The organism is Halomonas sp. V046 (assembly GCF_052645355.1).
This window is the reverse complement of the sequence record NZ_JBQXYF010000013.1, coordinates 111,789-125,061: the sequence shown is the minus strand read 5'-3', so window position 1 is coordinate 125,061 and position 13,273 is coordinate 111,789. Positions and strand designations below refer to the sequence as shown.

Below are 13,273 nucleotides of genomic sequence, written 5' to 3'. Positions count from 1 at the left end.
TGACCAGGCCCAGCCTCAACTCGAGCCGAACGTCCTGTCGGACAAGGGCTGGGGGTGTTGCACCGCCTCATCCATGGCGGCGCTCATCAGCGCGACAATATCGTCGCAGTCTGCCTGATCGAAGGTCAGCGGCAGGCGCAGATCACACAGGGTGGCAAGCACCCTGTCTGCCGCCGGCAGCGACCGGGTGTTGGCCAGATAGCCCCAGCTGTCATAGCGGCTGGTGTAGTCTTCAGGTACCGGCTTGCCATACCACTTCAGTGGAATGCCGCGGGCTTCACAGCCCTCGACAAAGCGCGAGATGACATCGCCGGCCACGCCCGGCAGGCGAAACTGGATGGAACTACCGACGAAGTCTTCCTCGACGGGACGAGCAATACGTTGCACGTTAGGGAAATCTGCCAGGCGCTTTTCCATGCGTTCGTACAGCACGTTCCAGCGTGCTTTGCGGCGCTCCAACTCAGCCAGCTGCGGGCGCAGGATGGCCGCTCGCAGGTTATCCATGCGGCCACTCATGTTGGGCGTCAACAGGCGCGTCTCGGCGAAACTCTCGGGTGCCGGCGCGGCCAGGTGATGGTCATAGAGCATGTAGGAGCCAGACAGAATCACCGCGCGACGCATGACGTCAGCGTCCGAAGTGGCGAGTAGTCCGCCCTCCCCCGAATTGATGTGCTTATAGGTCTGGGTGCTAAAGCATCCCACCTTGCCGAAGGTGCCGCTGGGACGCCCGCGATAGGCAGCCCCCATGGTGTGGGCACAATCCTCGATCAGCACGATCCCGTGGGACTTACACACCGCGACGATGGCGTCCATGTCGCCGATGTGCCCACGCATGTGGGAGAGCACGAAGAACCTGGCGCCGCTCTCGCGAGCGGCACGATCGAGATCGTCGGAATCCACGGTGGTGTCGTCGAGGATGTCCACCAGCACCGCCTCGCCCCCCGCCGCCACGATGCTGCCGGGCACCGGCGACAGGGTGAAGGCGTTGCACAGCACCTTATCGCCGGCCGCGAGTCCGCAGGCGCGCAGCGCCAGCTGCAGCGCATAGCCGCCGGAGGCACAGGCCAGCGCATAGTCGACGCCCAGGCTCGCGGCGAACTCGGATTCCAGCAGGGCGGTTTCACCGGCCTCGCCTTCGGCCAAGTTGTAGCGATGCAGGCGGCCGCTTTGGAGCACGGCCACCGCCGAGGCGATGGCGTCGTCACCGATGGCTTCTTGCTGGGTGAAGGATTTGGCAAAACGGCGCATGGCAAGCTCCATCGCTGGCGACTCAGTAACGAGCCTGACGGTGAACAGGGAAGTCCCACTGGCGCTCGGGGAAGTACTTGGCCAGACGCCAGTCGCAGGCGCGGGCGTGACCTTCCATGCCCTCGGTGCGGGAAATCCGGGATCCCACCGCGCTGAAGGTCAGGTTGGCCTCGACGCTCAACTGCTGAGTGGTCAATACCTTCATGAACTTGTGGACGTTGAGCCCACCGGAGTACCGCCCGGCACGCTTGGTCGGCAGGATATGGTTGGTCCCGGAGCACTTGTCACCGTGGGTGACAGTGCTGCCCTCACCGAGGAACAGCGACCCGTAGTTGGTCAGGTGCTGCTTCCACCAGTCCAGGTCCTCGCACAGCACCTGCAGGTGCTCGCAGGCGTACTGATCACTGATCGCGACGACTTCCTCGCGGCTGTCGCCCACGATGACCTCGCCGAAGTCGCGCCAGGCGGCGTGGACGATGTCGGCATTAGGCATGTCGTCGGCGACCTTCGGCAGGGTCTCCATCACTTCGCGGGCAATGGCCTCGCTGGTGCTGAACAGCCACACCGGCGAATTCGGGCCATGTTCGGCCTGGGACACCAGGTCGACGGCGATGGTCATCGGGTCGGCGGACGCATCGGCGATGATCGCGGACTCGGTGGGGCCGGCGAAGACGTCGATGCCGACCTCGCCGAACAGCAGACGCTTGGCTTCGGCCACGTAGGCATTTCCAGGACCGACCAGGATGTCGGCCTCGCGGCCGCCGAACAGGCCAAAGGCCATGCTGGCCATGGCGTGAACGCCGCCCATCTCCAGGATCATGTCGGCGCCGGCAACATGCATGGCGTAGGCCACCGCCGGGTTGATGCTGTCACCCCGGGGCGGCGAGCAGGCCACCACGTACTCGACGCCGGCGGCCTTGGCGGTGGCCACGCTCATCAGCGCCGACGCGGCGTGGGCGTAACGCCCGCCCGGCACATAGCAACCAGCGCTGTGCACCGGCAGCACGCGTTGGCCGAGCAGCACGCCGTCTTCGGTCTCGATCTCGAAGGATGTCAGGCTGTCGCGCTGGGCCTCGGCGAAGCGCCGGATCTGGCGGTGAGCGAAGTCGATATCGTCCTTGACCGACTGCGGCACGCTGTCGATCAACTGCCGCCTCTTGTCGTCACTCAGCACGAAGTCGCCGGTCCAGCCGTCGAACTTCTCGGCGTATTCACGCACGGCGCTTTCACCGCGGGCACGAATATCCTCGAGCATGCCGCGAACCGCTTCTGTCACACGCTGGTCTTCGGCGGCGACGCCCGCGGCGGCCTCCGCCTTCTTGAGATGACGAATGGTCATTGTTGTCTCCGAATAACGTCGTCGAGGGCGCCCGGGTTCAGCGGGCGCCTGCCCAGGATCACTCCAGCCTTACCCCTTGTAGTCGGGGAAGCCGAAGGTGTCGGGATAGCCAAACAGGGCAACGGCGCCACCGGTATGCAGGAACACGACGTTCTCGTCTTGCTCGAAATGACCCCGACGGATCAGGTCGATCAGCCCCGCCATGCCCTTGCCGGAGTACACCGGGTCGAGCAGGATGCCTTCGTGACGGGCCAGCAGGGTGACCGCCTCGATCATGCTATCGGTCGGCACGCCATAGCCTTCGCCCACGTAGTCGCAGTTGGCGACCACCTGGTCGCGGCTGACGACGCCAGACAGGCCGAGCTTGGCTTCGGTCTTCTGCGCCAGGGCGAAGACATTGGCTTCCTGCTTGTCCTTCGGCGCGCGCACGCCGATGCCCAGCACCGGGATGCCGGCGTTGCAGGCGGCCAGGCCGGTGACCAGGCCGGCCTGGGTGCCGGCGCTACCGGTAGCGTGGACCAGGTGATCGATGCGCAGCCCCATGTCGTTGGCCTGGGCCAGCAGCTCCAGCGCCGCGTTGACGTAGCCCAGCGCACCGATCTCGTTGGAACCACCGCCGGGGATGATGTAGGGCGTCTTGCCTTCGCTCTTCAGGCGGTCGGCCAAACCTTCCATCTCGGCGGCCATGTCGGCGCCGCCCGAGCGCTTCTCGACGCTGGCACCGTGGAGCTGGTCGAGAAAGACGTTGCCGTTGTAGTTATAACTGGGGTCCTCGCTGCCGGTGCGGTCTTCCAGCAGGATGTGGCAAGCAAGCCCCAGCTTGCAGGCGGCCGCCACGGTCTGGCGGGCGTGGTTGGACTGGGTGGCGCCTTGGGTGATGATGGTGTCGGCGCCCTTTTCCAGGGCATCGGCCATCAAAAATTCCAGCTTGCGGGTCTTGTTGCCGCCAGTGGACAGTCCAGTGCAGTCATCACGCTTGATCCACAGGCGCGGACCGCCGAGCAGACGGCTCAGGTTATCCATGGGCTCCAGCGGTGTGGGCATATGGCCGAGACGGACACGGGGAAAACGGGACAGGTGCATACGGGCCTCCAGGCGAGTCATTGTTTTTTGCATAACAGCGGACATTGGCGTGCTCTCGTAACGACCTTCGTCGAAATAGACGGCGGGCTACAGAACCCACCAGCGAGCGTTCCACTCAAAGGTAAAGGGCATACCTTGCCGACGACCAATGCCAAGTTGCTCGTCACCTGTTAAATTTTTGCATAGCCACGACTCAGGCCCGGCCAGCCCCTATCAAGGCAGACCAAAACACCAATGAAGATCGAGTGGATAGAAGATTTTCTCGAGCTCATCGAGGCAGGGACCTTCTCCCAGGCGGCAGAGCGTCGCCACGTCACGCAACCGGCGTTCTCGCGCCGTATCCGTCAGTTGGAAGAGTGGCTGGGGGTGACACTGATCAACAGAAGCTCCTCTCCGCTGGAGCTGACCGCCCATGCACGAGCCTACGAGCCCCAGTTGAGAGAGTGGCTGGCGCGTCTGTACGCCATGCGCAGTCGTCTCAGAAGCGATGCACGTCAAGGCCCCAAGGCGACCCTGACGACCCAGCACACCTTGACCGTCAGCTACCTGCCTCGTCTGCTGCGCCACCTGCGTCATCACGCCCCGGAGGTGGGTGTGCAGATCACCTCGTCGGATCGAACTCAGTGCATCCGGGACTTCGAGCAGGGCAAGGCCGATCTGCTGCTGTGCTCGGAGATAGAAGGCACGCCGCTATATCGCGATAGCGACAACATCCAGCGTCTGTCGCTAGGCGTCGAACGTCTATTACCGGTATGTGCTACCGACCACCACGGCGGCCCACTCCATCCTCTCGAACAAGGCCGTCGCGTGCCCCTGATCGGCTACGACCCGGACAGCTTTCTCGGCCAGGCCCTGGCCACGCCCTACCTGCTCGACGCCCAGCGTCACTACGATATTGAACTGGTGTGCGAGACCGCCTTCACCATTGGCATCCGCCAGCTCGCCCTGGCAGGCCTGGGTATCGGCTGGCTACCCCACGGCCTGATAGAGGAAGATCTGGAGAGCGGCAAGCTCATTTCCTTGCAGGAAATCCTCGGCGGCCCCTTTCTGGAAGTGGCCTGCTATCGTCATCGCGACGAGCAGGCCGTAGCGGCACCCTTGTGGCATCTGCTCGAGGAGCGGCCGCCGGCGGTGTGATTCTCTTGGTCATTGATCCGGCGAGTGCCTCGCCATCGCCTGCTACCGCTACTACGCCACACAGGCTCGCGCGCTCGAGGGCCGCCAGGGCCGCCAGGGCCGCGTAGTCGAGCACGACATGACGGGCGTTCAGGCCCAGGTCTTCGAGGACCCGGCCGGAGTGGCCGGTCTGATCACGCCGTAGACCTTTCCGCTGGTGAACGGCGCCTGGAAGATCGCACCGGCACTCGCCACCGGCTGCACGGCGGTCTTCAAACCCTCCGAAGTCACCCCGCTGCCGGAGCACGCCCTGGCCGAAACCGCCGGGTCCACCGGCCTTCCCGCCGATGTGCTCAACCTGGTGCATGGCGATGGCGTGCGGGGCGTACCGCTGGAGCTTGGCGGCAAGTCGCGGATCGCTCTCGATCGACCGTGAACGCACACCCCAGCGGCTGGCCATTCGTGCCGGCCGTCGGGGAGTTTTAGTGTCTGGCTGCGCCCGCCCTGGTCGTCGTCGCAGTCAAAACGGCCAACCTTGTAGGAGAAGCCAGCTGGACGCCGGTTCGGCATGTTTAATAGTCTGCTTATGGACGGTGTGGCGTCGCTCATCCGCTCGACGACGTGGCCGCCAGCACCGTCCCTCAGGGCATGCATCTCGAGACACCAAGCGGTGTCCTCACCTAGACGCAAGGACGCATCATGACCACCTCTTCGGCTACCGCCGCCCCCTCGTCATCCACACTGTCCGATGCGCCGTTTGGCGCGGAACAACACCTCGAGGCACCGTCGACAACCCGCCACGCCGCGGCCGACAACGCCGGGCTATGGTCCACCCAGGGCCGTATCGGGCGCATCACCTATCTCGTTCGCACCGGTATCGCGGTGCTGATCCAGTTCTCCGCCTTCGCCCTGGTGGCCTACGCCGCGTACCGCGCCCCAGCGCATCAGGCGCAGGCCTATGCGCTGGCTCTCGACGTCTCACAGTTCGTCATCGGCCTTCCCTGCATCATCTTCAACCTTCTGCAGGGCAAGCGCCGGCTCAATGACCAGAACCGTTCGGGCTGGCTGATGCTGCTGTTCCTGATCCCCATCATCAGCCTTATCCCGATGTTCATGATGATGTTTGCGCGCGGCAGCGAAGGCGACAACCGCTTCGGCGCGCAGCCAGCCGCCCCGAGTGCCAACCAGATGACCACCTTCTGGCTGATCCTTGGTGCCATGCTCGTCCTCGGGGTCATTCTCGGCTATGCGATGGCCTAGCCCTTGGCCCCCCGGGCACCCGCCCGGCCATCGCCTTTCGATGACAGGCAACAAGCAACAGCGCTTGCACGTTCGATCTTTTCGCCGGCCATGAGGCCGGCGCCTTTTCGTGAGGGCCGCCACACCGTTCCGACGCACTCGAGGACCACTTGGATACCGCGGCACTCGAGCCCTGACGCCCGTCACGGTAGGCTGATAACGAAGCGACGCGGTCGGCGCGGCGCCCCAAGGGAGTCAGGCGATGACACAGCCACAAAGAGTCGCGGTGCTCGGCACCGGCATCATGGGCAAGCCCATGGCCACCAACCTGATCCGCGCAGGCCATGACGTCAGCGTCTGGAACCGCGATAGGGCCAAGGCCCAGCCGCTCGCCGCAGAGGGAGCCAGCCTTGCCGATAGCCCGGCCCAAGCGGTCGAGGGCCGCGCGGCGGTGGTCGTCATGCTCAGTTCGGGACCGGTGTGTGACGAGGTGCTATTTGGCCCAGGCGGCGCCGCCCACGCCATGGCGCCGGGGGCTCTGCTGATCGTCATGGCGTCGATCGGCAGAAGCGAGGCCACCGGGTTGGCCAAACGCAGCGCGGCGCTGGGGCTGCGCTGGCTCGACGCGCCGGTTTCCGGGGGCGAGAAAGGCGCTCGCGAAGCCAGCCTGTCGATCATGGCCGGCGGCAACGCCGACGACTTCGCCGCGGCTCGCGAGCTGCTCGCGGCCATGGGCCACCCGGTACATATCGGCCCTGCCGGCAGCGGGGCGCTGGCCAAGCTGGTCAACCAGCTGACGGTGGCGAGCACCATCGCCGCGGTGTCGGAGGCGATGGTACTCGCCGAGGCGGGCGGCGCCGATCCGGCAAGAGTCCGTGAGGCCCTGCTCGGCGGCTTCGCCTATTCGCGTATCCTCGAGCAGCACGGCGAGCGCATGTTGACGCGCAACTTCGCCCCCGGCGGCCCCGCCAAGCACCAGTTGAAGGACACACGCGCCGCCCGCGAGGTCGCCGAGGAGCTCGGCCTCGACTTGCCGCTATTGGCGTTGACCGATGGGCTCTTCGCCGACCTGGTCGAGGCCGGCGGCGCCGACCTGGATCACAGCGCGCTCTATCTCGAGGTGCGACGGCGCAACCGCCTGCCCAACGGCGACCACCTCGGCGACGGTTGAGACGCCAGGGCTCGCGTCAAGCCACGCCGGCGCTACCTTGATGCTCCGCCGCCTTGATGCCCACAGCCTTGGCGCCCCCCGACCTTGTCCATGGCCGCGTCTCGGGCGACCCACAGGTCGCGAACTCGTGGCCGACACTTGCCGCGAATGGCGTACTCGCGGCGATAGAGCGCCCTCAGTCCACCGGCAGGCTTGCCGACTCCAGCATGCCGGTCAGCAAGTTGGCCGCCGTCAGCGTGGATGCCATCACGTCGGTCAAGGTGATGGAGACGTTCCCCTGGGAGATGAGCGCGTCGCTGCCGACCTGGGAGAGCGCCAGGGAAAGCGCAGATTCGTCGGCAAAAAGGTCGCGCAGATCGAGGATATCGCCGTCTTCCCCCGCGACCGAGAAGTCCTCGATGACAGCGTTCAGCGCGTCCCCATTCCCATCCCTGGCAGAGGCGCTGAAGGTGTCTTGTCCGAGCCCACCGTTGGCCTGGACCCGCCCCGACCCGAGGACGATCACATCATCGCCCTCGCCGCCATACAGACGATCATTGCCGAGGCCACCGTCGAGCCGGTCGTCTCCGTCCTCCCCCACCAGCAAGTCATCCCCGGCGGTACCCGCGACCACGTCATTGCCGGCACCGGCGAACACCGCGGTTCCCGTCAGCAGGTCGTCGCCGGCAGATCCTTCGACGGCATCTGCGTAATCGACGTCTCTGTCGAATAGCGAGAAGTGCCCCGCATCTTCGAGATGGCTCGCCTCGATCAGATACCCCGAGCCGAACGACATGCCGAAAAAGCTGCCGCCCCCGCCAAACTCGAGACGCTCGACGTCGGCGGCAAGGGTCAGGCCGGCGTCCCCGGCGACCGCCACACGCCCATCGTCGAGCCGATATACGTCGTAGTCAGAGACTTCCCGCCCCAGCATCAGCGAGTCGGATCCCGCGCCACCTTGCACAAGGTTCATGCCCGCCCCCACGCGAAACTTGTCATCACCGGCGAAGCCCTCGAGAAAATCGTTGGCACCACCATCTTCGAGCAAGTCCGCGTAGTGGGTACCGAGGATGAATGCGCCGTCACCGAAGTGGCTAGAGGTCGGCGAATCCGAATCCTTGACCCAGGTCGTGGCCCGGTCAAGGGCGCCCAATGCCGACACCACGACGGCGCTGTCCTGGCTCATCGCGTCATAGAACTGTGACGACACGATCCTCTCGACGGCATCGGATACGATGCCGTCGAGGTGGGCCGACCAGGAGAACAGGTTCAACAGCGAATCGTGTGCCAAGAGCAACGACGCGCCCTTGTAGACCCCGTTGAACAACACGACGTTGTCGACCGATGAGGCATATTCTCTGTCATTGTTCTCCAGAAAACCGTCGAACCCCTCGAGGGCCGATGCCAAGTCCTGATGATCGCCGATAGAGCGATGCACGACGTCATTTTCGAAGCCGATGTTCAGCACATTATCCGCGTTATAAACTAACGGAGAGGCGTGGCCGATGTAGCTGCTATCGGCGAAGAAACCGCCGGCGACACTCGATGAGAAGCGCGCCTGGACATTGGCAAGCGCACCACCGAGGCTGTACCCGGTAATCACCGCATCCTCACCCTGTAGCCCATTGCGCGCCATGAAGTCGGCGACGCGAGACAGGACCGGCTCCATGGTCTGACTGATGTCGACGCCGGCGTTGAGCTTGAAATAGTCCAGCACATCAACGGGAGAGTTGGTGCCCGCATAGGCAACGCTGACTCGGCTCAGGCTGCCGTCGGCGGCTTCCTCGGCCAGCACCAGCAACTGGGGCCCCGTCGGCGTGCGCCCGGTCACGGGGCTATCGAGGGTGATGTAGCCATCGCCATCCACCCGGGATGCATCCAGCCCCAACTCACTGGCGCTGACCTCTCGCCAGCCCGCCGGCAACGAGGTATCCACATCGTTACCGAACAGCCGACCTTCACCGGCCATGGCATCGAGTCGCCCGAGAATACCGCCAAGCGGTAGCCGGAAGGCGCTCTTGGTCTGCGAGTATGTGGCGAGGGCGTGTGTGGTGATGGCGAGCTCAGACGCGGTGGCGGCATTCTGGCCAGGCAGAGAAAACAGACCCATGGGCAATCCTGATGATTTGTCGGTGAGAAGCCTCGGAGCCTAGCCCATGGTGTTTCAACTACCTCATTGGCACCCGATCGACGGCTTATCGAGCACAGGTCTATCGGAATTCGCCCGGCAAATCGGGACAGTTTCTGAAAGAATGCCGGAACGTGCCTCTCGCGCTGTTTCTCACCCGCCCTGCCGCGCCTACCCGAGGATGCCTTCGCTGGCCGACCAGGATGAGAACGACCCGCGGCCCGATGACCGACGTCGGGCTTCGCCCGGTCCGCCCGGCTCCCTGGACCCGCCGCGCCCTGGGTCACCTCGTCGGCACACGACAAGGGGACCACTCTGCACGGCTCTCTGCCAGGTGTGCTCGGTCAGGTGTGCTCTATCAGGAAAGCACGGTCAGGAGCCAAGCTCTCCTTCGATAAACTCCGCCATGGCCGCGGCCGCCGGCGACAGGCTGCGCCCGGCGAGCCTGACCAGGCCGATCTCGCGCTCGACATAGGGTTCGCTCAAGGGAATAAATCTCAGCCGTTCGTACTCCTCGGGAAACGCCAGCCTGGGGAGGGTGGTCACGCCCAGCCCCGCGACCAGCATCGCCGTCAGCGAGATCATGTTGGAGATGTAAAAGGTATGACGCTTCAGCAGCGCCGCCGCCGCCGTGCCCTCGAGCAGCCGCGAGGTGCCGTTGGCGATCAGGCTCTGATCCTCAAGCTGCTGCCAGTGGATCCGCTCACACCCGGCGAAGGGATGGTCGTCACGACACACGACCCCGACGCCATCGCGCAGCAGCGGCGTGAACGCCAGCGCCTCGTCCCCCGCCCATAGGCTCGACAGCCCCAGGTCCACGTGTCCGGTGAGCACCTGTTCGCGCACGAAATCGGCGTTGCCGTCGTGGAGGCTGACCTTGATGCCCGGATAGCGCCCCACGAAGTCCCCCAGCAGGCGTGGCATCAGGCGGCTCGCCACCGACGGCACCGCCGCCATGTCCAGATGTCCCGCCTGACGCTCGACTTGAGCCCTGAGCTCGCGGCTGAGGCGATCGTGCTGGGTGATCAGCTCCCGAAAGCGCGGCACGCAGTAGCGACCGAAGGGCGTCAGGCTGGCCTGGCTGCCCTTTTCGAACAGCGCCTCGCCGAGGCGCGCTTCCAGCTCACGCACCGCCATGGACAACGCCGGCTGGCTGCGGTGCACCTGGCGCGCCGCGGCGTGGAAGCCGCCCTGGTCGACGATCGCCAGCACGTAGCGCAGCGGCTGAATCTTGAGATCGGGCAGCATGGTTCCCCCGGCAGACGATGAGGCGACCAGATGGTAAATAAACCTGATCATTGGGTATTTATTATTGATTATCCTTATCTCACGGACTCGCCTAGGCTGTCGACATCGTGCTTCAGGAGGTCACCATGTCATCGTCTCAGCCCCAATCCCAGCCCCAGCCAAACGCCCACGTCAGCCCGCTCTACATCAACGGCCAGTGGGTCGATGGCGAGAGCCAGATCGAGAACCGCAACCCGTCCGACGTCTCCGACCTGGTCGGCGTCTACACCCAGGCCTCGGTGGCTCAGGTCGATGAGGCCATCCGCGCCGCACGCCAGGGGGGAAAGGCCTGGTCCGCCAGCGGCCTTGAACATCGCTACGGCGTGCTGATGGCCATCGGCGATGAGCTGATGGCGCGCAAGGCCGAGCTCGGCGAGCTGCTCGCTCGCGAAGAGGGCAAGACCCGCGCCGAGGGCGTCGGCGAGGTCCATCGCTCGGCGCAGTTCTTCCACTACTACGCCGCCGAGGTGCTGCGCCAGATCGATGAGCGCGCCGAGTCCGTGCGCCCTGGCGTCGAGGTCGACATTCGCCGCGAACCGGTGGGTGTGGTCGGGGTGATCAGCCCCTGGAACTTCCCCATGGCCACCGCCGTGTGGAAGATCGCCCCGGCGCTGGCCTTCGGCAACGCCGTGGTGTTCAAACCCGCCAACCTGGTGCCGGCCAGCGCCTGGGCCCTGACCGAGATCATCAGCCGCCAGGCGCTGCCGGCCGGGACCTTCAACCTGATCATGGGGCCCGGGGCCTCGGTGGGCGATGCGCTGATCTCGAGCCCCGAGATCAATGCCTTGTCCTTCACGGGGTCCCTCGAGGTCGGCCGACGCGTCGCCGCCGCCACCGCCGCCAACCTGGTCAAGTGCCAGCTCGAGATGGGCTCGAAGAACGCCCTGATCGTGGCCGACGATGCCGACCTCGATCTGGCCGTGGAAGCCGCCTTCAACGGCGCCTACTCCGGCACCGGCCAGAAGTGCACCGCCTCCTCGCGGCTGATCGTCACCGCCAAGGTTCACGACGCCTTCGTCGCCAAGCTCACCCAGCGCCTCGCCGAGGTCAAGGTCGGGCACGCCCTGGAAGAGGGCGTGCATTTCGGCCCCGCGGCCGATGCCCGCCAGCTCGAATCCAACCTGGCCTGGGTCGACAAGGCCCAGCGCGACGGCGCGCGCCTCGCCTTCGGCGGCGAACGCCTGACCCGCAATACCGAGGGCTACTTCATGGCCCCGACGCTGCTGGTCGACACCACCAACGCCATGCCGATCAACCGTGAGGAAGTGTTCGGCCCGATCGCCTGCGTGATCCAGGTGGCCGACGCTGAGGAGGCCATCGACGTGCTCAACGACACCCACTTCGGCCTCACCGCCGGCATCATCACCGACTCGCTCAAGCTTGCCAGCGAGTTCAAGGCCCGCGCCGAGACCGGCTGCGTGATGGTCAATCTGGCCACGGCGGGCACCGATTACCACGTGCCCTTCGGCGGACGCAAGGCATCGAGCTTCGGTCCCCGCGAGCAGGGGCGTTACGCGCGTGAGTTCTACACCGTGGTCAAGACCTGCTACGTCAAGTCTGGCTATGTTCCCCGCAGCGACGTCGAGTCTTGAGGAGCGCGATCATGTCCCAACAGATGCTCACCATCGATGGCCTGCAGTACTCGAACTGGTCCCGGGAGATCTTCGAGCAGATGCGCCAGGGCGGCGTCGACGCCGTCCACGCCACCCTCGTCTATCATGAAACCACCCGTGAAACGCTGTCGCGGCTCGGCGAGTGGAACCGCCGCTTCGAGGCCCACGCCGACCTGATCATGCCAGTGCGCGCCCCCGGCGATATCGCCCGTGCCCGCCAGGCCAACCGCATCGGCGTCTTCCTCGGCGCCCAGAACTGCTCACCGATCGAAGACGACATCGACATGGTCGCGGTGATGCGTGACTTGGGCCTTCTGATCATGCAGCTCACCTACAACAACCAGAGCCTGCTGGCCTGTGGCTGCTACGAGAGCGACGACAGCGGCATCACCCGCTTCGGGCGTCAGGTGATCCGCGAGATGAACCGCGTCGGCATGGTCATCGACATGTCCCACAGCGCCGAGCGCTCGACCCTGGAGGCCATCGAACTGTCGAGCCGCCCGGTGATCATCTCCCACGCCAACCCGGCAAGCTTCCATGCCGCCAAGCGCAACAAGTCGGACAAGGTACTGACAGCCATCGCCGAGTGCGATGGACTACTGGGTTTCTCGGCCTACCCGTTCCACCTGAAGAACGGCCCGGACTGCTCCCTCGCCGAGTACTGCGAGATGATCGCCCGCACCGCCGAATTGATGGGCGTCGAACATCTCGGCATCGGCACCGATCTGTGTCAGAACCAGCCCACCTCGGTATTGGAATGGATGCGCAACGGCCGCTGGTCGAAGGACATGGACTACGGCGAGGGCAGCGCCGCCAACGCCGGCTGGCCAACGCCCCTGCCCTGGCTGCGCGATAGCCGCGACTTCCCGAACCTGATTGAGGGCCTGCGTAACGTCGGCTTCAGCGAGGCCGAGGTGGCCGGCATCATGGGACTGAACTGGGTGTCGCTGCTCGAGCGCACCGCCACTCCCGAGCCGCGCATTCACTGCGCGGCCTGACGACGGACTCGATCGCCAGCGCTTCGCCACGCATACCAGTCAGCATCACAACAACCACAACAAGGCGCCCGC

10 protein-coding genes and 1 pseudogene are annotated in these 13,273 nt (G+C 65.3%); 6 read left to right on the top strand and 5 right to left on the bottom strand.

What is annotated here, in order from left to right; genetic code table 11:
- Window positions 1–15: 15 nt before the first annotated feature.
- From ACUN9Y_RS17550 to ACUN9Y_RS17540, 3 genes are all read right to left on the bottom strand, one after another.
- Window positions 16–1,248, bottom strand: a complete 1,233-nt coding sequence (locus tag ACUN9Y_RS17550; RefSeq protein ID WP_445462013.1) for a DegT/DnrJ/EryC1/StrS family aminotransferase — start codon at window positions 1,246–1,248, stop codon at window positions 16–18.
- Between the two features lie 22 nt (window positions 1,249–1,270).
- Window positions 1,271–2,587, bottom strand: coding sequence for a histidinol dehydrogenase (gene hisD / locus ACUN9Y_RS17545; protein ID WP_445462012.1), 1,317 nt, complete (start codon window positions 2,585–2,587; stop codon window positions 1,271–1,273).
- A gap of 69 nt (window positions 2,588–2,656) precedes the next feature.
- A complete protein-coding gene (locus tag ACUN9Y_RS17540) occupies window positions 2,657–3,670 on the bottom strand; it encodes a D-cysteine desulfhydrase (protein ID WP_445462011.1) in 1,014 nt (337 codons plus the stop codon).
- 234 nt (window positions 3,671–3,904) lie between these two features.
- Here ACUN9Y_RS17540 and ACUN9Y_RS17535 point away from each other — a divergent pair, with 234 nt between their 5' ends.
- The 4 genes and pseudogenes from ACUN9Y_RS17535 (at window position 3,905) to ACUN9Y_RS17520 (ending at window position 7,196) form a co-directional block, all read left to right on the top strand.
- Window positions 3,905–4,807 carry a LysR substrate-binding domain-containing protein gene (locus tag ACUN9Y_RS17535; protein WP_445462010.1) on the top strand — a complete coding sequence of 301 codons (903 nt, stop codon included), beginning with the start codon at window positions 3,905–3,907 and terminating at the stop codon, window positions 4,805–4,807.
- Between the two features lie 31 nt (window positions 4,808–4,838).
- A pseudogene (locus tag ACUN9Y_RS17530) lies at window positions 4,839–5,180 on the top strand (aldehyde dehydrogenase family protein); the annotation flags it as partial.
- 305 nt (window positions 5,181–5,485) lie between these two features.
- Window positions 5,486–6,046 (top strand): DUF805 domain-containing protein, encoded by a 561-nt coding sequence (locus ACUN9Y_RS17525; protein ID WP_445462009.1) that lies wholly within the window; start codon window positions 5,486–5,488, stop codon window positions 6,044–6,046.
- 241 nt (window positions 6,047–6,287) lie between these two features.
- Window positions 6,288–7,196, top strand: a complete 909-nt coding sequence (locus ACUN9Y_RS17520) for an NAD(P)-dependent oxidoreductase (protein WP_445462008.1) — start codon at window positions 6,288–6,290, stop codon at window positions 7,194–7,196.
- A gap of 175 nt (window positions 7,197–7,371) precedes the next feature.
- On the opposite strand, the gene ACUN9Y_RS17515 is transcribed toward ACUN9Y_RS17520, so the two are convergent.
- On the bottom strand, window positions 7,372–9,285 hold the full coding sequence (locus tag ACUN9Y_RS17515) for a calcium-binding protein (RefSeq protein WP_445462007.1): 1,914 nt from the start codon (window positions 9,283–9,285) through the stop codon (window positions 7,372–7,374).
- 390 nt (window positions 9,286–9,675) lie between these two features.
- Window positions 9,676–10,602, bottom strand: a complete 927-nt coding sequence (locus ACUN9Y_RS17510) for a LysR substrate-binding domain-containing protein (RefSeq protein ID WP_445462006.1) — start codon at window positions 10,600–10,602, stop codon at window positions 9,676–9,678.
- A 74-nt stretch (window positions 10,603–10,676) separates the two neighbouring features.
- On the opposite strand from ACUN9Y_RS17510, the gene ACUN9Y_RS17505 reads away from it, so the two are divergent.
- On the top strand, window positions 10,677–12,182 hold the full coding sequence (locus tag ACUN9Y_RS17505; RefSeq protein WP_445462005.1) for an aldehyde dehydrogenase family protein: 1,506 nt from the start codon (window positions 10,677–10,679) through the stop codon (window positions 12,180–12,182).
- Window positions 12,183–12,193: 11 nt separating this feature from the next.
- Entirely contained in the window at window positions 12,194–13,201 is a 1,008-nt protein-coding gene (locus tag ACUN9Y_RS17500) for a dipeptidase (RefSeq protein WP_445462004.1), read from the top strand.
- Window positions 13,202–13,273 lie beyond the last annotated feature (72 nt).